The sequence below is a fragment of the Bartonella sp. TT121SHDZB genome, from assembly GCF_042193415.1.
Classification (GTDB): Bacteria; Pseudomonadota; Alphaproteobacteria; order Rhizobiales; family Rhizobiaceae; genus Bartonella.
In genome coordinates this window covers 38,331-60,208 of sequence record NZ_JBHILR010000012.1, presented here as the reverse complement: position 1 = coordinate 60,208, position 21,878 = coordinate 38,331, and the positions used below count along the sequence as shown (strand labels likewise).

Annotated in this window: 20 protein-coding genes and 2 tRNA genes; 13 read left to right on the top strand and 9 right to left on the bottom strand. The window is 37.6% G+C overall.

Annotation, left to right across the window (positions count from 1 at the left end):
* From ACFIKI_RS07320 to ACFIKI_RS07295, 6 genes are all read right to left on the bottom strand, one after another.
* The coding region (locus ACFIKI_RS07320; RefSeq protein WP_375666569.1) for a phage tail tape measure protein at window positions 1–1,946 on the bottom strand (1,946 nt) is incomplete at its 3' end.
* A 500-nt stretch (window positions 1,947–2,446) separates the two neighbouring features.
* Window positions 2,447–2,523: transfer RNA gene (locus tag ACFIKI_RS07315), tRNA-Arg, on the bottom strand.
* Between the two features lie 36 nt (window positions 2,524–2,559).
* Entirely contained in the window at window positions 2,560–2,865 is a 306-nt protein-coding gene (locus ACFIKI_RS07310) for an ETC complex I subunit (RefSeq protein WP_375666567.1), read from the bottom strand.
* Between the two features lie 89 nt (window positions 2,866–2,954).
* Window positions 2,955–3,031 (bottom strand) — tRNA-Pro (locus ACFIKI_RS07305).
* A 639-nt stretch (window positions 3,032–3,670) separates the two neighbouring features.
* Window positions 3,671–4,360 carry a DnaA regulatory inactivator HdaA gene (hdaA, locus tag ACFIKI_RS07300; RefSeq protein ID WP_375666566.1) on the bottom strand — a complete coding sequence of 230 codons (690 nt, stop codon included), beginning with the start codon at window positions 4,358–4,360 and terminating at the stop codon, window positions 3,671–3,673.
* Window positions 4,357–5,568 (bottom strand): AI-2E family transporter, encoded by a 1,212-nt coding sequence (locus ACFIKI_RS07295; RefSeq protein ID WP_375666565.1) that lies wholly within the window; start codon window positions 5,566–5,568, stop codon window positions 4,357–4,359. Before ACFIKI_RS07295 ends, hdaA begins: the two co-directional genes overlap by 4 nt.
* Before the next feature lie 161 nt (window positions 5,569–5,729).
* Here ACFIKI_RS07295 and purM point away from each other — a divergent pair, with 161 nt between their 5' ends.
* Window positions 5,730–6,839: a phosphoribosylformylglycinamidine cyclo-ligase gene (gene purM / locus ACFIKI_RS07290; RefSeq protein WP_375666563.1), complete on the top strand. Its 1,110-nt coding sequence runs from the start codon at window positions 5,730–5,732 to the stop codon at window positions 6,837–6,839.
* Complete coding sequence (purN, locus tag ACFIKI_RS07285; protein ID WP_375622419.1) at window positions 6,836–7,447, top strand: phosphoribosylglycinamide formyltransferase; 612 nt, start codon at window positions 6,836–6,838, stop codon at window positions 7,445–7,447. Before purM ends, purN begins: the two co-directional genes overlap by 4 nt.
* A gap of 284 nt (window positions 7,448–7,731) precedes the next feature.
* Here the strand turns inward: purN and ACFIKI_RS07280 are convergent, their stop codons facing one another.
* Window positions 7,732–10,266, bottom strand: coding sequence for a response regulator (locus tag ACFIKI_RS07280; protein WP_375666561.1), 2,535 nt, complete (start codon window positions 10,264–10,266; stop codon window positions 7,732–7,734).
* 212 nt (window positions 10,267–10,478) lie between these two features.
* Between ACFIKI_RS07280 and ACFIKI_RS07275 the strand changes: the two genes are divergently transcribed.
* A complete protein-coding gene (locus ACFIKI_RS07275) occupies window positions 10,479–10,955 on the top strand; it encodes a hypothetical protein (protein WP_375666559.1) in 477 nt (158 codons plus the stop codon).
* A gap of 52 nt (window positions 10,956–11,007) precedes the next feature.
* Here the strand turns inward: ACFIKI_RS07275 and dksA are convergent, their stop codons facing one another.
* The gene (dksA, locus tag ACFIKI_RS07270) at window positions 11,008–11,424 is read right to left on the bottom strand and encodes an RNA polymerase-binding protein DksA (protein WP_015856486.1); all 417 of its coding nucleotides are present in this window, start codon (window positions 11,422–11,424) and stop codon (window positions 11,008–11,010) included.
* A gap of 314 nt (window positions 11,425–11,738) precedes the next feature.
* A complete protein-coding gene (locus tag ACFIKI_RS07265) occupies window positions 11,739–12,287 on the bottom strand; it encodes a flavin reductase (RefSeq protein ID WP_375666557.1) in 549 nt (182 codons plus the stop codon).
* A 147-nt stretch (window positions 12,288–12,434) separates the two neighbouring features.
* Between ACFIKI_RS07265 and rpe the strand changes: the two genes are divergently transcribed.
* The 10 genes from rpe to ACFIKI_RS07215 all read left to right on the top strand — a co-directional run bounded on the left by rpe (window position 12,435) and on the right by ACFIKI_RS07215 (window position 21,550).
* Window positions 12,435–13,121, top strand: a complete 687-nt coding sequence (rpe, locus tag ACFIKI_RS07260; RefSeq protein ID WP_375666555.1) for a ribulose-phosphate 3-epimerase — start codon at window positions 12,435–12,437, stop codon at window positions 13,119–13,121.
* Complete coding sequence (gene purB / locus ACFIKI_RS07255) at window positions 13,121–14,428, top strand: adenylosuccinate lyase (protein WP_375666576.1); 1,308 nt, start codon at window positions 13,121–13,123, stop codon at window positions 14,426–14,428. Before rpe ends, purB begins: the two co-directional genes overlap by 1 nt.
* 70 nt (window positions 14,429–14,498) lie before the next feature.
* On the top strand, window positions 14,499–15,047 hold the full coding sequence (locus tag ACFIKI_RS07250; RefSeq protein WP_375622414.1) for an RBBP9/YdeN family alpha/beta hydrolase: 549 nt from the start codon (window positions 14,499–14,501) through the stop codon (window positions 15,045–15,047).
* A gap of 191 nt (window positions 15,048–15,238) precedes the next feature.
* Window positions 15,239–16,003 (top strand): phosphoribosylaminoimidazolesuccinocarboxamide synthase, encoded by a 765-nt coding sequence (purC, locus tag ACFIKI_RS07245; RefSeq protein WP_375622413.1) that lies wholly within the window; start codon window positions 15,239–15,241, stop codon window positions 16,001–16,003.
* An 80-nt stretch (window positions 16,004–16,083) separates the two neighbouring features.
* Window positions 16,084–16,323 (top strand): phosphoribosylformylglycinamidine synthase subunit PurS, encoded by a 240-nt coding sequence (gene purS, locus ACFIKI_RS07240; RefSeq protein WP_375666553.1) that lies wholly within the window; start codon window positions 16,084–16,086, stop codon window positions 16,321–16,323.
* Between the two features lie 11 nt (window positions 16,324–16,334).
* Window positions 16,335–17,006, top strand: coding sequence for a phosphoribosylformylglycinamidine synthase subunit PurQ (gene purQ / locus ACFIKI_RS07235; RefSeq protein ID WP_375622411.1), 672 nt, complete (start codon window positions 16,335–16,337; stop codon window positions 17,004–17,006).
* Window positions 17,007–17,287: 281 nt separating this feature from the next.
* On the top strand, window positions 17,288–19,498 hold the full coding sequence (purL, locus tag ACFIKI_RS07230) for a phosphoribosylformylglycinamidine synthase subunit PurL (protein ID WP_375666551.1): 2,211 nt from the start codon (window positions 17,288–17,290) through the stop codon (window positions 19,496–19,498).
* Between the two features lie 59 nt (window positions 19,499–19,557).
* Window positions 19,558–19,791 (top strand): BolA/IbaG family iron-sulfur metabolism protein, encoded by a 234-nt coding sequence (locus ACFIKI_RS07225; RefSeq protein WP_375666575.1) that lies wholly within the window; start codon window positions 19,558–19,560, stop codon window positions 19,789–19,791.
* A gap of 98 nt (window positions 19,792–19,889) precedes the next feature.
* Window positions 19,890–20,222, top strand: a complete 333-nt coding sequence (grxD, locus tag ACFIKI_RS07220; protein ID WP_375606638.1) for a Grx4 family monothiol glutaredoxin — start codon at window positions 19,890–19,892, stop codon at window positions 20,220–20,222.
* Between the two features lie 71 nt (window positions 20,223–20,293).
* Window positions 20,294–21,550: a multidrug effflux MFS transporter gene (locus ACFIKI_RS07215; RefSeq protein ID WP_375666549.1), complete on the top strand. Its 1,257-nt coding sequence runs from the start codon at window positions 20,294–20,296 to the stop codon at window positions 21,548–21,550.
* Window positions 21,551–21,878: the final 328 nt, after the last annotated feature.

Sequence of the window (21,878 nt, the reverse complement as noted above, 5' to 3'; positions counted from 1 at the left end):
TTAGCGCGTGCCCGTTGCAAAGCATGGGCAACCGCACGACCAGTGGCCATGGGTTCACGCGCCCCATTAACATGCACTGTGACATTTTGATTGTGTGTGATGGGGGAACGGTCTTTGTCTCTTTGCTCTCTCGCAGATGAATTTACAGGAGAAGCCCCCGCAAATTGCACGATGGGTTGGATGGCTGTTTTACCCCCAAAAAAACTTGGCAAAAACTCTCTTACATCAATGGAACCAATCCACCCCTTAATGCGGCTAGGCAAAGATTTACAAAAATCGCTCAACTTTGTGATAGGTGCCATAAAGCCATCGACAATCGAATTAGCCAGATCTTCGCCCGCTTGTTCCATACCAGCCTTGGCACTCTCCGAGAGCTTTTCCTGTGTAAAAAAACTCTTCAACCATTGCCAAAAGTTGGAAAAGCTTTGTTTAACGCCCTCCCACAAATTGCCAAACCACTCGGCAACAGAGGAAAGCTCTTGTTTAAACTTTTGCCAAACTTGAGAGAGATCAAAAGCATTGGCGATTATATTTTTCCAACGCGTAATGGTGGTGGTATCAGCACCAAAAAAGCGCATAACAGCTTCAAAGGCTTGCCCAAAAGCCCGAGATACCCCCCGTGCAAAGCCCTTCATAAAAGAAGAAAAACGGTCCCAATATTTCCACAAAGCAAAACCAGCAGCCAATATGACCGCCACAACAGCAGCAATGACCGCCCCGATCGGGGTAAAAATACCCCCCACAACAGAGGCAATACCAGCTCCAACCACTTCGATCACTGTCCCAATCCAACCAAAAGAGGCAGCAAATGCACTTCCTGAGACAGCAATCCCCCGTAAAGCCCCTACCAGTAAAGTTATGGGGCGAAGAAGACGCAGCGCACTTCCACCAAAGCTTGCTGCTATTAAACCTAGCGAGCGCCCTGCAGCCAATAGCCCTCGCCAGCTTGCAGCAACACCACGACTAACAGCACCCATCTTGATAAAAGAGCCCATCAATTGAAGAAGCCCAAGGCGTGTACCAGCCATGGTAAAGCGCAACACGCGCAGAGCAATATTAAAAGCCATCAGGGCAGCAATGGTTTTGATAATGGCGCTTGTTAAAGTTGGGTGCGCATTCGCCCACGCCATAAGCCCATTAGTAAAATTACCAACACTTTCCATGAGACTGTTGAGAGGAGGCAGAAGCACTTCACCAATGCTAATCCCCAGAGCCACAATACGGTTTTGTAAGAGTTCAAATTGCCGCATAGCACCGGTTGCTTGTTTGTCGGCTTCTTGTTCTACCGAGCCTTTAAAGACTTGTGGATCTTTCACATAATCTAAAGCTTGCCCTAACAATTCGGGGTTGCCCACCAATTTGGCAAAATCACCAGTAAAATCGCGCCCAGCAATGGCAATCAGCGAGCGCATGCCCTGTTCGGATTTACCCAACACATTAAAAAAGCGTACCAAGGTGCCGGTGGCATCTTTGTCCAGATCTTGCATAAATTTTTCGCGAGAAAGCCCGATATTGGCAAAAGCATCTTCAATATGTTTGCCCCCTGCCTGAATGCGCGCACTCATGGCATTAAAACCACGCACGGCACTCTCAGGAACAATACCAGCAGAAATCATCGCTGTACCAAATGCTGCTGTTTCCCGCGCAGTGAGCTTAAACATGGTTGCCGCACCGGTGGCACGATTGGTAAAATCAGACACTTCACTGGCTTTTGCCGCCATGTGATTAGAGAGATGATTGATAGCATCCCCTAGATCTTCAATGCCTGCCTGATTAAGCTTAAAGACATTGCGCAATTTGGCAAAGCGCTCCCCAATCTCATCCCCCGTCATATCAAAAGCAACAGCCGCTTTGCCCGCATAAATGCTAAAAGCTTCTAGATCTTGTTCGCCAATCCCTGCTTGGCTGGCACTGGTCATCAGTTCCAAAACTTCACGTGCAGCCAAGGGAACATATTGTACATAATAATATAAAATAAATCAATATGTTACACTAATTCATTTTATAAGAATCCTCTTTAGAGTCCACACTTTTATAAGAGATTCATTTGATCATTTTTCATATAAAATTGCCATGTATAAACAAAGCATAAAAAGTAAATCATAATGAAAGTATTATAAGGCATGTAAACATTCAAATGACTAGCTGCTAATACCATTCGGCAAAACCCTCCATCGTATTGATCATTCTGAGCGTCTATTTAGACATGGCTAAAATTAGGTGTGTTTATAGCATTTTATCTTCTGTAGATAATTGGTAGAAAACCTATACACCAGTTGGCATGGAAGAAAAGATTATTAGAAATAATTAGCAAAGCACATTGTAAAGAAAATACTACTGTTGTAGAGAAATATTTTAAAATCCTATTCTCGAACTTTTTTTAACGCTTCCAAAGCTTAAAAAAGATTATACATAATCAATATGTTATACATGGGTAAAAATTGGATGGTGATCCCGACAGGATTCGAACCTGTGACCCACGGCTTAGAAGGCCGTTGCTCTATCCAACTGAGCTACGGGACCCAATCGATTATTTCAATTTACAATAGCATCTTTAACTCAATGTGTCCAAGATTGCTGCCGATCACTACGAAAATTATCAGAATAAGAAACAACACGCCGAATCGACATATGTGTCTTTTCTACGCGATATGGGATAGCATTCTTGCGTGCAAAAGCAATCGCTTCTTCCTTTTTATTAAATCGGATTCTTACCTGATTATTCATATCAGATGTTGCCGTGTACCCCATAAGAGGCTCTAACATTTTTGCTTTCATTGGCTCATACTGTAGAATCCAAAAACCTGTATTCTTCTTACCTGACTGCATAACTGTTTTAGCAGGACTATAAATACGTGCGATCATGCCATTTTCCTTCAGATTACAGAATGCTTAAATGATATTTTCTCACCACACGTACCCAATTGGATCATTCTCACACACCTCATCAAATATGGTCGGAGCGATAGGATTCGAACCTACGACCCCCTGATCCCAAATCAGGTGCGCTACCAAGCTGCGCTACGCTCCGCCATTTACATTTATTTGATGCACATTTCCTAAAATTTTCACAACAGAAGTGCAAGAGAAAAAAACACTTTTTTTTAATTTTGTCGCATTTCTTTACAAAAAAGAACTTTTTTTAATTTTCTCCTTCTCAATAATATATTGTATTGACAGAAATAGAAAAGAACATCCGTACAAAAATCCAATCTATATAAAAAATAATGAATATCTCTAATAAGGATTCCATAAATTTTTATACTGCTTTAAGTAAGCTCTCATTGTATTAGGACGTATTCTACAGATATAATTTTAGAAAAAAATGATTTAAATATCATAAAAAAATTTCTAGAAAGGAATATAAGCCAAATATCTACACTGTGCTCATATAAAATTTAGCTGTAACATGAAAAACTAAGATTCTTCTACAATCCGAATCCATAAACAACAAACATTTTCTCTATAAATCTTTGTACAAGCTATGACAGAATACAACATTATACAATGAAATCTCAAAGCTATTTAAAAATAAACACATGACAAAAGTAAAAAATACTATCTTCACTCTTAACAGATATCAAAAAAGGAGCAAATTTAACTAACTTGTCTTTCCATAGATTGAAACAACAACAGAAAGGAAAAACAAGTAAACCATGATAAGAAGTGTTTACGGGATTCTTCTATTCAAAACTTCAGCAATAACAGCACGTGTTATTTTTCTTTTTCTTTGTAATGCCAACTGATCAACAGAATCAATAACACACTTCAATGAAAATAAAGAACGTTCACAACGACTTACAAGATAATAAACCGTATCTGGATGTACAATAAGTTGCTTATCGGAAAAAAGCTTAAATGCAACAGCTATTAACAATGCATCATCAGGCTGATTAATTTCAACGAACATCACCGAATTAAGACGACTTTTTAGATCATTTAACATTAAATTCCAAGCGGAAGGAAGTGTTCGTGCCGTCATCAATAAAGTAGCTTGTCGTGCATCAAGATTTGCTTGCTTAATGCTGTTAATTAAATGAAAAAGTTCTGTCTCATTGATTTCACCTGCATCAATATCCTCTATTAAAAATGATCTGCCTAAAGAAGCCATAGTTATAGCCTGATCAATTTCATTGTACTGAATCCTGAAAGCATCTGCTTTTTGGAGCCATATATTAGAAAAGTGCGTTTTTCCAGATCCTTCTTTACCAACCAAAACTGCAATAGGTAAGCTCCAATTAGGCCAGTGATCAATAAGCTGAAAAGCCATACGATTGCTTTCCGTTACTACTAAATCATCAAATTGCAAAATTGGATTATGAGGAAAATTTAAAGATAATTGCGTTTCACACTCATTCATTTTAGCGGCTCCGAATTTCCACTTCGCGAATACATCTGAGAACTAAGATAAGTATGAAGAGCAAAACGAACTAAAACACCAACAGCTGCTGCCGCAGGAACAGCAACAAGCATACCAGTAAAACCAAAGAGTGAAGAAAAAGCAAAAAGTGAAAACATCAACCACACGGGATGTAACCCCACGGATGAACCTACAAGTTTTGGTTGAAGAATATAACCTTCAATAAATTGACCAATTAAAAAAAGTGTCATCACAACAATGATTCCTCCCCAATTATTGGGATAAAACTGGACCCATGCAATACCAACAGAAAGGATCAAACCACTCATTGTGCCGATATAAGGAACAAAGCTAATAAGACCAATAAACATACCAATCAAAAGACTAAAATTGAGTCCTGCAATCGTTAAACCAATAGCATAATAGCCTCCCAATATGAGACAAACTGTTCCTTGTCCACGAACAAAGCCTGCTATAGCTCTATCCATTTCATGAAAAATACTCCGAACAGTTTCAAGATGATCACGCGGTATTAACGAATCAATTGCTTTCACCATCCGTGGCCAATCTAACAACATATAAAATGCCACAACAGGCGCCACAACCAATAGGCTAACGATATTAACGATAGATTTTCCTGACTTTAAAAGTGAATTCAAAAGAGACGTAATAAAATCCGAACCTTCTCCCAAAAATCCTTTAATATTATTCCGTAATTCATTTGGATCACTTCCAAAATAGCGCCTTATCCAATCAAAATCATGCTCAACAAAAAAGGTTTGAATACGATTAATATAAACAGGTAAACCATCATTCATAAATTGCTGTATTTGCCAACTAATAACAGGAATCAAAATAACTAAAGCAGCAACAAAGGTAATAACAATAAATAAAGTAATAAGGACAGTCCCAAACACACGACGAATACCAAATTTTTCAAGTAATTGAACAATGGGATTGAGAAAATAAGCCAACACAATCCCAGCCACAAAAGGAAGCAAAATTGATCCAAAAACAAACATAAAAAGAATGAAAAAAATCAGCGTACCAAGCCAAAAAAAGATTTGTCTTTTCATATTATTCGGCAACGGTAATTGAGTATATGCTGGCATATAAGTTTTATAACGGTCCCGGGATATATTCTCATTCACTTTTTTTCTCATAAGTTGCCAAGAAGACTTTCCGTGATTATCTGATATCTTGTTCATAAAATATCCTAAAAAAAATTTCTTCACAAAAAATTATAAGCATTTTCAAAATAAGGTACAAGAAAAGTTGCTTATTTTCTTATCAATATCTCTTGCAGAGGAAACTCTATCATGGCATTGCATAACATCAAAAACTGATTTCCCATTAAAGGAAGGCTCCAATGAGCAATCAAGATCTTACAAATAATAAATCCAAGGCTGGGGATAAATCCAAAGCTGGTCTTACCTACGCAAAAGCCGGTGTAAACATCGATATGGGTAATGCTATGGTAGAAAAAATTAAACCCTTTATACGCGCGACAAAACGAGCCGGAGCAGATGCAGAAATTGGCGGGTTTGGTGGCCTTTTTGATTTAAAAGCAGCTGGCTTTACAGATCCTATCCTAGTCGCAGCCAATGATGGTGTGGGAACAAAATTAAAAATTGCCATTGAAGTAGATCACCATAACACTGTAGGTATTGATCTTGTAGCTATGTGTGTCAATGATTTACTCGTACAGGGGGCTGAACCTCTTTTTTTTCTGGATTATTTTGCAACTGGAAAGCTTGACCCAGAACAAGGTGCTGCGATTGTTTCTGGTATTGCAGAAGGATGTAAACAAGCCGGTGCTGCTCTTATTGGAGGAGAAACTGCAGAAATGCCAGGAATGTATGCAGAGGGAGATTATGATCTAGCCGGTTTTGCTGTAGGAGCATGCGAACGCAGCAAGCTACTCCCTTCAAAAGATTTGACAGAAGGTGATATTATATTAGGTCTAAGCGCTTCTGGAATTCATTCCAATGGTTTTTCGCTTGTTCGACGAATCATCCAACAAAATTATCTCAAATGGAATGATCCTGCCCCTTTTGCCCCCGAAAACAGCCTTGGTATAGCACTTCTTACACCAACACGCATTTATGTAAAATCGCTTCTTCCCATCATGCGAAAATATGAAGGAATCAAAGCTCTTGCTCATATTACGGGTGGAGGCTTTCCTGAAAATATTCCACGGGTTATTCCATCTTCTCTCTGCGCTGAAATTAATCTTTCTACCATTAATGTTCCCTCCGTCTTTTCATGGATTGCCAAACAAGGTAAAATAGAAAAAACAGAAATGTTAAGAACATTCAATTGTGGTATTGGAATGATCATTATCGTAGCACAGCATGCGGCTGAAACAATTACGCAAGCTCTTGAAAAAAAAGGAGAGAAGGTGACTCCACTTGGCATTTTAACAAAACGCCAAGATCAAAATAAAGGAATACTTTATAAAGGGGTACTGCATTTATGAAAAAAAAAATCGTCGTTTTTATTTCTGGTAATGGATCCAATATGGTCGCCCTTGCTCAAGCAAGTCAACAAAAAGGATATCCTGCTGAAATTGTTGCTGTTATTTGCGATAATCCGCGTGCAAACGGTATTGAAAAAGCGCAAAACCACAACTTACCCATTCATATTGTTGAGCGCAAAATTTACAAAACAAAAGAAGAGCATGAAGAAGATATTTTTACGATTTTAGATCAATATAAACCAGATTTTCTCTGCTTTGCGGGGTATATGCGCCTTATATCACCACGTTTTGTAAAACTTTATGAAGGACGAATTTTAAACATTCATCCTTCTCTTTTACCTTCATTTAAAGGCTTAAACACACATGAAAAAGCTTTACAAGCAGGTGTAAAAATCACGGGTTGCACTGTTCATCTTGTTACAGAAGACATGGATGCAGGAAAAATTCTTGCCCAAGCAGCCGTTCCAGTCTATCCCCATGATACTGCTGAGTGCTTAGCACAAAGAGTTCTTAAAGTAGAGCATAAACTCTATCCCGAAGCCTTAAAAGCATTTATTGAAGGAAAGAGCAAAATAGTCGATACGCAACAACAGCTTTTATCTTTTTGAGTATCAACAATCTATTAATCAGCATATTTCAATGCTTTACACATAGTTTTTGCTCAGTATCTACAATTAAAAATCTCTATGAAATGTTGACATAATAGAGTCCATCTCTTCATAAATTTTTTGCACAGAATATGTGATTTTTTTGAATTTTAATTGAATTTCTAAATGGTTCTTCTTTATTTAATTTTCTAACATTATCATGAGCTCTATTTATCAAAATACTCTTGTATTTCACCTAAAAAATCTTAAAACACGCAATTTTTCTATGGCATTAAATTTTTGTATCATGACGAAAGTGTTTCTTTAACTGTTACAGCTAACTGTTTGAGTGTAAAAGGTTTAGACAAAAAACCAAAAACAGCATCTTGTGGAAGATTTTTAGAAAAAGCATCTTTTGCATATCCAGAAACGAAAAGAAATTTGATATCAGGATAGTTTTTACGGACTTCCTTCAATAAAGTGGGCCCATCCATTTCTGGCATCACCACATCGGAAACAATAATATCAACATCTCCTTTTTGTTCCTCAAGAATAGAGAGTGCTTCCACCCCACTTGCAGCCTCTAAAACCGTATATCCTCTCATTTTAAGAGCTCTTACCCCCCCCATTCTAACCGCATCTTCATCTTCAACCAATAAAACGGTCGCAGATCCTGTTAAGTCTATATTTTTATCTTTCTCTTCATCTTTTTCAATCTTTTGAGAAATTTCTCCTTTTATATTAGGGATATAACGGGGAAGAAAAATATGAAATGTTGCTCCTTCACCTTCTTTACTTTCACAATAAATGTACCCACCGCTCTGCTTGATAATTCCATAAACCATTGATAAACCAAGTCCGGTTCCTTTTCCAACTTCTTTTGTTGTAAAAAATGGCTCAAACATTTTTTCTTGTATAGCAGCAGATATACCAGCTCCTGTATCTGAAATAGTCAATTGCACATACTCGCCAATTGCTAATCCAAGATGATTAAATTCAGCACTTTTTTGCTTTGTAATATTGTTTGTCGCAATCGTAACAACACCTCCATCGAACATAGCATCACGCGCATTAATAACCAAATTCATAATAACACGCTGAAAAGATGCTTGATCAACTTCAACGCTCCACAAATCTCTTCCATGGATAATTTTTAACTGAATATTATTCCCCAAAAGTGGTAAAATAAGATTGCGGATATCTGATAAAAATTCAGTAAAATCAACTTCTTCAGGTCGAAGTGTTTGCTTTCTAGAAAAAGCTAATAATTGTTGTACAAGAGCCGCTGCACGATTAGCATTATTTTTAATATTGATCAGATCAGCATGAGCAGGATCAGAACTACGATGCGTATTTAAAAGAAGATCACACGACATTAAAATTGCTGTTAAAACATTATTAAAATCATGAGCAATGCCGCCAGCCAATTGTCCTACAGCTTGCATCTTCTGATTTTGCATCATTTTATCTTCAAGTGTTTTTTGTTCGGTTGTTTCAATGACAGAGATAATAAGCAAATCTTGCAATGCATCACCATGATAGGGCGGTACAGACATAATATGGAGCCGTAAATGGCATTCTTCATTTTTTTCTAAAACAGTTTCTAGAGAAACAAAATAATTTTTATTTGTCGCAATTCTCTGAAAAGAACGCTCTAACTGCACACAATCACGACGAGAAATAACATCATAAAAATTGACAGCTTTGTCCATACATCCCGTGAGTGATGAAAAAGCTTTATTCATATGAACCAATTGCCCTGCATGATCCACCACGGCTATTGCAAAAGGACTCGCATCAAAATATTCTTCTAATATACTGGGTAATTTTAATTGATCATCCTCTTCTTTTTGTATTTGTTGTGGAATGATCACAACACGATAAATGGCTTCCTCTTCTAAGAGAGAAGAAACAGATATAAGACAATGGAATATTTTCTCACAAGTCGTGTGTGAATTTAAACATAACGAAAACCTATAGGGTAAAGAGTAACCTGAACTTTGATATCTGTTGGTTTGTAAACAGATATCACTCCATGAGCTCTTAGCGCCAACGCTATCAAATAACGAATCAAAATTATATTGACCAATTGAGAAATTCGCTAAATCAATTGAAAACCATTCTGCAAAAGTCGCATTGGCATAAAGAATAGTTCCTTGTCTATTAACGGATACAAAACCAATAGAAGCTTGATCCAAGTGATTGATAGCCTCTTGAAGGTTCGAGAAAAAAACTTCTCGCGTTTGTTGTAAGTGCGAAATATCAGCAATACGCCAAAATAAAAGCTTTTTTTTCTGTTTTTTGATAGGTTGAACGGAAATATTATACCAAACAGATTTTTTTGGTGTAGAATCAGTAAAAATTGGCTGTTCTACTCTTAATTCCTCTTGCGCTGCAAGATTATTACAGGCTGCAACCTTTAAGCGGTACGAGAGTGCACCAGCTCCTGGCAGATCCGCTATAACCCTATAACAAGACACTTCAGGCTTATAGGTCAGAATTTTTCGATAGTTTTGATTAGAATAATAAACAAAACCAGAAAGATCAGAGATTACAATTGCATCATCGCTCCTATTAAAAATGCTAAAATCAAAATCTTCATGCGACCACACATGATATCTTAAAATGCCCATTCCACACAAAACGAGTGTTGCAACACCGATAATTGCTAGAATCAAAAAAGATATTGATATCGCCTTTTGCAAATAGCTTTGTGGATAAAAAAAACCTAAAATACCCACAATGAAAAGAAAAACTAATATAAAAACAACACCAAAAATCACAACTCTTCGATGAACAGAAGACACTGATCTTTTATTATTATCAAAACCTTTATCCATCTCTCATTGCCTTAGATTTAGCTGTTTCTTATATCACAAAACTTCCTTTATATTCATTGTTATAAAGTATATACTATGATATTATCTTTCTAAGAAAGTTCACTTAATATTAAAAATTTTATTTCTTGTATTTAAGTGAGCCTTTTAAGGGTGTATTTATAACTTTATCTCGATAAAAAACGATATTTTCACACAAAAATGGGAGAAAATCTATGTATATCTGGTTATCAGAGCAAATAGGTGTATCTGCTGCAAACATAACGATAAGCTTTTTGATTTTTGTAATAACAATCGCAGCTATTACCATAATTATCGTATTTTTACGCCGTTTAAATACAAGAAGATTCAACATTAATAGAAAAAAAAGCCTATCGCGATTAGCATTATGTGAAGTAATTTCTATAGATCGAACACGCCGCCTTGTTTTAATCCGTTGCGATAATAAAGAACATTTGCTCCTTATTGGCGGATTAACAGATATGGTTGTAGAATCCGATATTACCGGTACATCCAAAATACAAAAGAGAGAAACACACACCCACCTAAATCCCACCCCTACAGAAAGAAACGATATATCGGATAAAAGTCCCTCTCCTTTTACGAATCAAGCGGTAAAAGATTCAGCAATCACCGCCGAAATTGAGGGACGGCAAGAACCATCTTTATTCATTCCTACTCCTCAAAAATAAAAATACACAATTTTATCACCACGAATTTCGTTTGTTTATCATTTCAATGACCTTAATCATCGCGATAAACTCTTTCACGTCGTTCGTGACGTTCTTGCGCTTCCAATGACAAAACAGCTATCGGCCGAGCCTCAAGACGCTTTATACTAATGGGCTCGCCGGTTTCTTCACAAAAACCGTATGTCCCATTATCAATGCGCTCTAAAGCAGCATCTATTTTTGAAATAAGTTTCCTCTGACGATCACGAGCACGTAATTCGATTGTACGATCAGTTTCACAAGAAGCCCGATCAGTCAAATCGGGTTGACCAACATTCTCTTCCTGCAAATTTTCCAAAGTCTCACGAGCTTCTTTTAATATATCATTCTTCCAAGAAACCAATTTAGCACGAAAATACGCCTTTTGCCGCTCATTCATAAAAGGCTCATCTTCACTAGGGCGATATTGACCATCAATCTCTTCGCTCATGCAATAAAAAACCTCCACATATGCTATGTGCGGTCTATATATTGTGCAATACCCATCAACACAAGAGTAAAATGTTTTTTCATAACAATCGACGAATAGATCTAAATACACTGTTTAGGTTCAATCGCTTTTTTATGTAGATTGGATTCTTGATCAAATCTCATCCAGAATCATTTTTCTCGCTTATTGAAAAACTTTAAAAAGAAGGAAATCTAATATCAGATATCAGAGCCATCCCTCCCCTACTCTCTCATTGTTTAAAGTCTAAATGAAGCAACAATAAATCATTTCATCAATGCAAAAAAATAAAATCTTTATAAAGGCAAAGTGTGATATTCACGTTTCAAATACATCAAAGCATCTTTTTCTTGATTACAGTTGATTGCAACAACCTCACCAATCAAAACACAATGGGTTGCATGCTCGTGCCAACAAATCAAACGACAATCAAACGATGCTAAAGCATCTGAAAGACTAGGCGCCCCTGTTTGCAAAGTTCCCCATTGTGCAACATCAAAATGCTCATTTTGAGTAGACTCATTTTGTGAAGAATTACAACGCCTCGAAAAAACATCCGCTAATGAACGATGTTTTCCTGCCAAGCTATTAACACAAAAATTCCCATTCTCCATAAACACCTGATTCTTCAGATTATGGCGCATAAGACAAACAAGAAGGGTCGGAGGATCATCAGATAAAGAACAACACGCCGAAACAGTTACCCCGCGCTTTCCCTTAATGCCATTTGTTGTCACAATATGCACAGCTCCTGCAAAAAGACTCATAGCATCTCGATATTCTTGCGAAGAAACCGTAATATTATGTTGAAGTTTAGGCATTAAATATGTTTTATGATTCGACATATCTTTCACTTATAAAGCTTTTAAATTTCAAGCGATCTTTTCATAAAAAGATCTATAATACATATTTTTTCTTTTCCGTCATAACATAAAAGTTATTTGTGTATACACAGGCGACATGATAAAAACTGCCAATCTAAGGAGATTTTAATGCCCCATTCTCATCTCATTTCGCCTTCTCTCTTGGCTTCTGATTTTTCTAAACTTGGACAAGAAATGTTAGATGTTGTTGATGCTGGTGCAGATTGGCTTCATCTTGATATTATGGATGGGCACTTTGTTCCTAACATCACCTTTGGTCCTGAAATTGTCAAAGCTTTACGCCCATTAACAAAAGCAATATTTGATGTCCACCTGATGATCGCACCAGTAGATCCTTATTTAGAAGCTTTTGCAAAAGCTGGTTCAGATATTATAACCATTCATGCTGAAGCAGGTCCACATCTTCATCGTTCATTACAAACAATCAAAAAAATGGGGAAAAAAGCAGGAATAGCACTCAATCCAAGCACCCCTGAACATGTACTTGAATATTTGCTTGATCAATTAGATCTCATTCTCATCATGACGGTCAATCCCGGTTTTGGTGGACAAAGTTTTATTCCAGAAATAAAAGACAAAATTAAGCGCGTTAAAAGCATGATTGCAAACCGCCCTATTGATCTTGAAGTTGATGGTGGTATCACCGTTGATACAATTGGGATAGCTGCAAAAGCTGGTGCAAATGTATTTGTCGCAGGCTCTGCAATTTATAAAGATGGAAATAAAGAGCTTTACAAAACACGTATTAGTGCATTGCGCCAAGCCGCAATCCTCTCACAACAAGGAAAAAAATGATGATCGCACGTTATTCCCGCCCTGCAATGGTAACAATTTGGTCTCCCGAAACAAAATATCGTATTTGGTTTGAAATTGAAGCCCATGCCTGTGATGCCCTTGCTCACTTAGGGATTATTCCGAAAGAAGCTGCCAAAGTCATTTGGGAAAAAGGGGCAGCAGCTAAATTTGATGTCAATCGCATTGATAAAATTGAAGCAATTACCAAACATGATGTTATCGCATTTCTAACCCACCTAGCTGAATTCATTGGACCAGAAGCACGTTTTATCCACCAAGGCATGACATCATCTGATGTTCTCGATACAACGCTGAACATTCAATTGATGCGTGCGAGTGATATTTTGCTAGAGGATATAGATCAACTTCTTGAAGCATTAAAAAGACGTGCTTTTGAGCATAAAGAGACAATCACCATTGGACGGAGTCATGGCATTCATGCTGAACCGACAACATTTGGAATCAAGTTTGCTCTTGCATACGCTGAATTTTCCCGTTGTCGCAAACGTCTTCTTGCTGCACGAGAAGAAATTTCTACTTGCGCGATTTCAGGAGCTGTAGGAACTTTTGCAAATATCGATCCACGCGTTGAAGAACATGTAGCAAAAGCCTTGAAGATGCGTGCGGAACCGGTTTCCACCCAAGTAATACCAAGAGATCGTCATGCTATGTTTTTTGCAACACTTGGTGTTATTGCTTCCTCTATTGAAAGGCTAGCAATAGAAATACGCCATTTACAACGAACAGAAGTTCTTGAAGCAGAGGAACATTTCTCACCTGGGCAAAAAGGTTCATCGGCAATGCCTCATAAGCGTAATCCAGTTTTAACAGAAAATTTAACTGGATTAGCCCGTATGGTACGTGCATTTGCACTCCCTGCCATGGAAAATGTAGCGCTTTGGCATGAACGTGACATTTCCCATTCATCTGTTGAGCGTTATATTGCTCCAGATGCGACAATTACACTTGATTTTGCTCTTTCTCGCCTCACATCTGTCATTGAAAATCTCATTGTCTATCCAGAAAATATGCAAAAAAATCTCAATAAATTCCGCGGTCTTGTTCACTCACAACGGGTTCTTTTAGCCCTCACACAAGCAGGGATTAGTCGTGAAGATTCTTATCGGATTGTACAACGAAATGCGATGAAAGTTTGGGAACAAGGAAAAGACTTTTTAGAAGAACTCCTCAACGACAAAGATGTTACCAAAGCTTTAAGTGAAGAAGAACTTCGCGACAAATTTGATCTTTCTTACCACACCAAGCATATCAATACGATTTTTAAACGTGTTTTTGAAGGACAATAAAGCGACATAGAAAGAACCAAACTCCATTCCACCTATGATCAAAAATCTGTTGTAACAAAGAAAACAATTCATGAAAGCAAATCAACTCGATATTCTTATTGTTCCTGGCTACAAAGGATCTGGTCCAGATCATTGGCAAACACGCTGGGAAAAAAAGTTGTCAACAGCCCGCCGCATTGAACAACTCCATTGGTCAAAGCCTGTTTGTGAAGAGTGGGTTAACAAAGTTAAAACCGCCATCGCAAAAGCTCAAAGGCCTGTTATGCTTATTGCGCATTCATTAGGCGTTCCTACTGCTCTTCAGGCAACTATACAAAATGCAGAAAAAATTTGTGGCGCTTTCTTTGTTGCCCCTCCTGATGTAGCCAATGAGAAAATACGCCCCAAACATTTAATGACATTTGGCCCTTATTATCGCCAAAAGTTGCCTTTTCCTTCTCTTGTCATAGCCAGCCGTAACGATGAGTTTTGTCAATTTTCAGTAGCAGAAGAAATTGCCAATGATTGGGGATCACTCTTTGTTGATGCTGGGTATTCTGGCCATATTAATGCAGAATCTGGACACGGACCTTGGCCTGAAGGGCTGATGGTCCTCTCTCACTTTCTTGCAAAAATTTGATCCAAAAGAGGTAGTCCTCTTTCTAATTGCCTATTTTCCACCATTGGGTAAACGTGTCATGACAAAAATTATATAAAGTATTATAGCAATATCATTGAGAATTTCTATCAATTAGGATAGTATCAATTGTCAATGTTATTAAAAACCTCTCAAAATAAATAGAGAATCATCAAGATAAATAGAGAAACATAATGAATCGTCGCCACCGTATTTATGAAGGCAAGGCTAAAATTTTATATGAAGGACCTGAACCGGGAACTTATATTCAATTTTTTAAAGATGATGCAACAGCCTTTAATGCAAAAAAACATGAAATTATCGACGGAAAGGGCGTTTTAAACAACCGAATTTCGGAACATATCTTTAGCCACCTTGGACGTTTAGGCATCCCAACACATTTTATCAAACGCATAAACATGCGCGAACAGCTTATTAAAGCAGTGGAAATCATTCCGTTGGAAGTTGTTGTTCGCAATGTTGCGGCCGGCTCTCTTGCTAAGCGTTTAGGTCTAGAAGAAGGAACCCCGCTTCCACAATCCATCATTGAGTTCTACTATAAAAATGATTCTCTCGATGATCCCATGGTGACAGAAGAACATATCACGGCTTTTGGGTGGGCTGTCCCACAAGAGATAGAAGATATCATGCAACTTTCAATTCGTATTAATGATTTTCTTTCTGGGCTTTTTGCCGGTGTTAACATACAATTAATTGATTTTAAAATGGAATTTGGTCGTCTATGGGAAGATGAAACAATGCGCATTGTTCTTGCTGATGAAATCTCTCCTGATTCTGCACGACTATGGGATATGCAAACACACGAAAAAATGGATAAAGACCGTTTTCGTCGTGATATGGGTGGGCTTATTAATGCCTATCAAGAAGTCGCCAAACGTCTTGGTATTATGAATGAAAATGAACCAATACGACCAAGTGGTCCCGTTCTCGTAAAGTAAACACAAGATAAAATAACATCATCTTCTACAAATACTCCTCTTCAAATGAGAGGTTCTTTTAAAAAGCAGGAAGTAAAATAATGAAAGCACGCATTACAGTTACTTTAAGAGAAAGCGTTCTTGATCCACAAGGAGAAGCAATTGTCGGTGCTTTAAAAAGTTTGGCTTTCGAAGGCATTCAATCCATTCGTCAAGGAAAGGTTTTTGATATTGTTCTTGATGATCTACCTTCTGAAACCGCAAAGAGAAAACTTGAACAAGTGTGTGAAGAGTTACTCGCAAATACTGTCATTGAAAATTATACAATCGAACTTCTGTAAGTGAAACACTCATGAAAACTGCCATCATTCAACTTCCTGGATTAAATCGTGATCGAGATATGGTTGCAGCATTACATCATATAACGGGAGTTGAGCCACTAAAAATTTGGCAAACAGAAACAACAATTCCAGATGTAGATGTTATTATTATTCCTGGTGGTTTTTCCTATGGCGACTACTTAAGATGTGGTGCAATTGGAGCGCGAACTCCCATCTTAAAAGCCATTCGTGAAAAAGCACAAGAAGGGACTACAATAATAGGGATCTGTAATGGATTTCAAATTTTGTTGGAAGCGGGATTATTACCCGGTACTTTAATGCGTAACGCTTCTTTAAAATTTGTTTGTCGTGAAATCAAACTTGAAGTCGTCAATGCCAAGACAAAATTTTCTCGATATTATTCTAAAGGACAAATTATTCGTTGTCCTGTTGCCCATCACGATGGGAATTATTTTGTTGATAGTGAAACATTAAAACAAATGGAAGATAATGAACAAATTGTTTTTCGTTATGCAGAAAATACAAATCCTAATGGCTCAATGAAAGATATTGCTGGTATTGTTAATAAAGCTGGTAATATTCTTGGTATGATGCCTCATCCTGAAAACTTTATTGAACCCGCCCATGGCGGTATTGACGGTCGTTTACTTTTTCAAAGTGCTTTAGAGTTAGTAAAGGGATGATGCCGCAAAAATCCTCGAGCTCCATAATTATAAAACAAAGGTTGATATCTCATATCGTAAATCTATGAACGAAATTCTTCACAAACAACAATGGGTATTATTGCTCTAAATACATAATTATTTAAGATCGTTTTTGGTCTTAAATCCCACCAAACAAACGAACAAAATCTTCAGCTTACGGTCTATGAATATTTTTATTATTAAACAACATTATTGCTTATAATAGCTGCTAGATAGAAACTAAAATGCTGAATTTCAGTTAATTTAACGGATAAATACTCATGAAGCCTTGCGATAACATCACTATTACACCAGAGCTCATTGCACAACACGGCCTAAAAGAGGATGAATATCAACGTATCTTGACGTTAATTGGTAGAGAACCAACATTTACTGAACTAGGAATTTTTTCTGCAATGTGGAATGAACATTGTTCCTATAAATCCTCTAAAAAATGGCTAAGAACTCTTCCAACAGAAGGAAAATGTGTCATTCAAGGGCCTGGTGAAAATGCTGGTGTTGTTGATATTGGTGAAGGAGAATGTGTTGTTTTTAAAATGGAAAGCCATAACCATCCTTCTTATATTGAACCTTATCAAGGTGCAGCGACAGGCGTTGGTGGTATTTTGCGTGATGTCTTCACAATGGGAGCCCGTCCTGTCGCCGCTATGAATGCATTGCGATTTGGCGCTCCTGATCATCCGCGAACACGCCATCTTGTTTCTGGTGTTGTTTCTGGAATAGGTGGTTACAGCAATTCTTTTGGTGTTCCAACGGTTGGTGGAGAAGTCAATTTTGATGAACGTTATAATGGCAATATTCTCGTTAACGCTTTTGTCGCCGGTATTGCAAAGACAAACGCCCTTTTTTATTCTAAAGCACAAGGCATCGGATTCCCTGTTGTTTATCTTGGTGCGAAAACAGGACGTGATGGTGTCGGTGGAGCAACAATGGCTTCTGCTGAATTTGATGATTCAATCAGTGAAAAACGCCCAACTGTTCAAGTCGGTGATCCTTTTACAGAAAAATGTCTTCTTGAAGCATGTTTAGAGCTCATGGAACTTGGAGCTGTGGTTGCTATTCAAGATATGGGGGCAGCAGGTCTCACCTCTTCTGCCGTTGAAATGGGGGCAAAAGGAAATTTAGGGATACAGCTTAATCTCGATACAGTTCCTGTTCGAGAAGAAAACATGACAGCCTATGAAATGATGCTTTCTGAAAGCCAAGAGCGTATGCTCATGGTTCTTAAACCAGAGTTAGAAAAGCAAGCAGCAGCAATTTTTCATAAGTGGGGGCTCCATTTTTCCATTATTGGAAAAACAACCGATGATCTACGTTTCCGCGTATTTCATCAAGGGGAAGAAGTTGTCAATCTTCCCATCAAAGAACTTGGTGATGAAGCACCTGTTTATGACCGTCCTTGGAGTGAGCCGGCAAAAAAAACACCCTTAAAAGCAGAAGACGTCAAAAAAGTTGAAAATCTTGGTGATGCACTTGTGACCTTATTGAATTCTGCTGATCAAAGTTCACGGCGATGGATTTATGAACAATATGATACCCTTATCCAAGGAAATAGCCTTATTCGCCCAGGAGGTGATGCAGGCGTTATTCGTGTAGGCAACAATAGCAAACGTGCTCTTGCTTTTTCTTCTGATGTAACACCTCGCTATTGTGAAGCAGACCCTTATGAGGGAGGGAAACAAGCTGTCGCAGAATGCTGGCGAAACATTAGTACGACAGGTGCAACACCGTTAGCTGCTACAGATAATCTCAATTTTGGGAACCCTGAAAAACCTGAAATTATGGGACAGCTGGTTTTTGCTATTAAAGGGATCGGGGAAGCTTGTAGAATCCTCGATTTCCCTATCGTTTCAGGCAATGTTTCTCTTTACAACGAAACAAATGGGGAAGCCATTCTTCCAACCCCCACAATTGCTGGTGTAGGACTTCTTAATGATTGGTCTAAAATGGTCACAATAAGTGGTATGCAAAATGGAGATATTCTTGTTTTAGTAGGAAATTGCGGCTCCCATTTAGGACAATCAATCTATGCACGTAACATTTTAAATATTGATGCAGGCGCCCCCCCCCCTGTAGATTTACAACTTGAAAAAAAGCATGGTCAATTTGTTCGAGATGTCATACATCGTGGTTTTATTCACGCCGCCCATGACCTTTCTGACGGAGGATTAGCGATAGCACTTGCTGAAATGGTGATTAAAGCAGGTAAAGGAATCAAAGTAAAATTAAGCAATAAATCACCCCATCATGCAGAACTTTTTGGAGAAGACCAAGGACGTTATCTTTTAGCCGTCAAACCTCACTCTCTTAATAGTCTTAAAGAGCGTGCACAAATCAATACAGTTTCTTTAACAGAGCTAGGTCAAGTCGAGGGTACTTCTCTTAATATAGATGGGATATTAACACTTTCAGTAGACAAACTCACAAAAGCCTATGAAAACTGGTTTCCACAATTTATGGGTGAAGAATAAAAATTGTTTTTTCTCTTAAACAGCCTTTATAAAAAAATGAACAACATAGGAGAATAATGATGGCAATGAGTGCCCATGCAATTGAAACGCTTATTTGTGAAGGCATTCCTGATGCTACTGTAACAATTCGTGATCTTGCTGGAGATGGGGAACATTATGCTGCAGAAGTTATTTCTGAAAGTTTTCGTGGTAAAACCCGTGTTCAACAACATAAAATGGTCTATGATGCCCTTAAAGGCAATATGGGAAATGACCTTCACGCCTTAATGTTGCAAACAAATGTCCCCAAATAATCTAAAATTTCTTCTTGCATTCACACATTTAATACGATTAAAAGCAGTATGAATATAAATTAAACACTGATAAAAATCAGAAATATCGAGGGATAAAAATGACCACTGTTCATGATTTTATTGACAACGAAATTAAAACAAACGACGTCATTTTATTCATGAAAGGAACACCTGACGCTCCGCAATGCGGGTTTTCAGGACAAGTTGTTCAAATCCTTGATTATTTAGGATTGAATTATAAAGGGATTAATATCTTAACTTCTAACGAATTGCGTCAAGGGATTAAAGATTACTCAAATTGGCCAACAATTCCACAGCTTTATATCAAAGGTGAATTTATCGGAGGCTGTGATATTGTTAAAGAGATGTTTCAAAACAATGAGTTACAGGAACTTTTGAAAGAAAAAAATATTCCCTGTAATCAATCATAGGTATCTTTCATTTTATTCAGACTCTTAAAAAGAGCTGTTTTCAGACGAAATTTTTATTTCAAGGATACCATATGTCATATTCAGTCGATGAACAAACGCATAGAGATGCGATTAGAAACAAAATTGGCTATAAAGAATTTGTTATTCTTATTGCTTCGCTTATGGCTATTAACGCTATAGCTGTTGATATTATGCTGCCAGCTATGCCCAATATTTTAGAGGGCTTAAATGTTCTCAATGAAAATGATCAACATTATATCATTTCGAGTTATCTTATTAGTTATGGCATTGCTCAAATATTTTTCGGTCCAATAAGCGATAGGTATGGACGACGTAAACTTATTCTTCTCGGGCTTGCTTTTTATTCATTTACGGCGATTGGCTGTGCCTTTGTAACTGATTTTTCTCTCTTGCTTATTTTACGTATCTTGCAAGGTATTGGAGGGGCTGCTATGCGCGTGCTCACAGTTTCCGTCGTACGTGATCTCTACAGTGGTCGAAAAATGGCAGAAGTTATGTCTATTGTTATGATGGTTTTTCTTGTTGCACCAATGGTTGGTCCCGCAACAGGACAGATCATTTTACTGCTCGGACATTGGCAATATATTTTTATTTTCATGGCAATGATTGGTTTAGGACTGATGATTTGGATTCAACTGCGCTTGCCTGAAACTCTTTATGCGCAACGCTCTCTTTCCTTTTCTTCAGTTAAACACAACTTATGGATTGTAATAACCAATCGCACAACACTTTGCTATACACTTGCAACGTCCATTATTTTAGGCTGTATCTTTACCGCCGTTAATACATCACAACAAACATATGAAGGGATCTATAATCTAGGACTTTGGTTCCCTATTGCTTTCGCAGTTGGTGCTGCATTTCAAGCTCTATCATCATTCTTTAACTCTCAACTCGTTGGACGCCTTGGAATGCGGCGTATTGCTCATACTATGCTTTTGCTCTTTTGTGCCACTTCATGCATTTGGTTTATTGGCTCCATCTTAGCAGGTGGTGTTATCCCTTTTCCTTTTTATATGACTTTATATTGTATATTAATGTTTACCTGCGGTGGTATTATGGCCAATTTCAATACACTCGCTCTTGAACCTGTAGGAGAAATAGCTGGAACAGCTTCTTCTGTATCTGGCTTTCTTCAAACATCTATCGGTGCAGGACTTAGCTTTTTTATTGCCCAACAATTTGATGAAACAACCATCCCAAACTCAGCAGGATTTTTCTTTCTGAGTCTCACTGCCATACTTCTCGTCTTATGGGCTGAACGTGGTCATCTTTTTAGGCAATATCATAGTAATCCTAACGAATAAATATTACTACGAAAGATTAATAACATCTCTCTTGAACAATAAGAAGATAAACCTATCAGACAAAATAAAACATCTCCCAATAGAACACTCTTATGTTAAACATTCATATTGTTTGTTTAAAAGTACAGCTCTCGAAATATCAAATCATTTCACGACAGCACCCATAAATGGTATAATGTGAAAATGTATAAAAGCCATTGAATAGCAGCATCTTTACTTAATAAAGAACACAAACCGGCATTATGATACTATTTCCCAGTTTTCAAAAACATAATCACTGACCAAAGAACAAATATACCTATTATTGTAAAACTCTTGTATTTGAAAC

Excerpts from the sequence above, each read along its gene's own strand:
- dksA (WP_015856486.1), bottom strand. The coding sequence starts at position 11,424 with ATGAGCGAAGAGATTGATGGTCAATATCGCCCTAGTGAAGATGAGCCT.
- purS (WP_375666553.1), top strand. The coding sequence starts at position 16,084 with ATGAAAGCACGCATTACAGTTACTTTAAGAGAAAGCGTTCTTGATCCA.
- grxD (WP_375606638.1), top strand. The coding sequence starts at position 19,890 with ATGACCACTGTTCATGATTTTATTGACAACGAAATTAAAACAAACGAC.
- ACFIKI_RS07275 (WP_375666559.1), top strand. The coding sequence starts at position 10,479 with ATGTATATCTGGTTATCAGAGCAAATAGGTGTATCTGCTGCAAACATA.
- ACFIKI_RS07295 (WP_375666565.1), bottom strand. The coding sequence starts at position 5,568 with ATGAACAAGATATCAGATAATCACGGAAAGTCTTCTTGGCAACTTATG.
- ACFIKI_RS07215 (WP_375666549.1), top strand. The coding sequence starts at position 20,294 with ATGTCATATTCAGTCGATGAACAAACGCATAGAGATGCGATTAGAAAC.
- ACFIKI_RS07280 (WP_375666561.1), bottom strand. The coding sequence starts at position 10,266 with ATGGATAAAGGTTTTGATAATAATAAAAGATCAGTGTCTTCTGTTCAT.
- purB (WP_375666576.1), top strand. The coding sequence starts at position 13,121 with ATGATCGCACGTTATTCCCGCCCTGCAATGGTAACAATTTGGTCTCCC.
- purQ (WP_375622411.1), top strand. The coding sequence starts at position 16,335 with ATGAAAACTGCCATCATTCAACTTCCTGGATTAAATCGTGATCGAGAT.
- ACFIKI_RS07250 (WP_375622414.1), top strand. The coding sequence starts at position 14,499 with ATGAAAGCAAATCAACTCGATATTCTTATTGTTCCTGGCTACAAAGGA.
- rpe (WP_375666555.1), top strand. The coding sequence starts at position 12,435 with ATGCCCCATTCTCATCTCATTTCGCCTTCTCTCTTGGCTTCTGATTTT.
- ACFIKI_RS07225 (WP_375666575.1), top strand. The coding sequence starts at position 19,558 with ATGGCAATGAGTGCCCATGCAATTGAAACGCTTATTTGTGAAGGCATT.
- purM (WP_375666563.1), top strand. The coding sequence starts at position 5,730 with ATGAGCAATCAAGATCTTACAAATAATAAATCCAAGGCTGGGGATAAA.
- purC (WP_375622413.1), top strand. The coding sequence starts at position 15,239 with ATGAATCGTCGCCACCGTATTTATGAAGGCAAGGCTAAAATTTTATAT.
- hdaA (WP_375666566.1), bottom strand. The coding sequence starts at position 4,360 with ATGAATGAGTGTGAAACGCAATTATCTTTAAATTTTCCTCATAATCCA.
- ACFIKI_RS07310 (WP_375666567.1), bottom strand. The coding sequence starts at position 2,865 with ATGATCGCACGTATTTATAGTCCTGCTAAAACAGTTATGCAGTCAGGT.
- ACFIKI_RS07265 (WP_375666557.1), bottom strand. The coding sequence starts at position 12,287 with ATGTCGAATCATAAAACATATTTAATGCCTAAACTTCAACATAATATT.
- purN (WP_375622419.1), top strand. The coding sequence starts at position 6,836 with ATGAAAAAAAAAATCGTCGTTTTTATTTCTGGTAATGGATCCAATATG.
- purL (WP_375666551.1), top strand. The coding sequence starts at position 17,288 with ATGAAGCCTTGCGATAACATCACTATTACACCAGAGCTCATTGCACAA.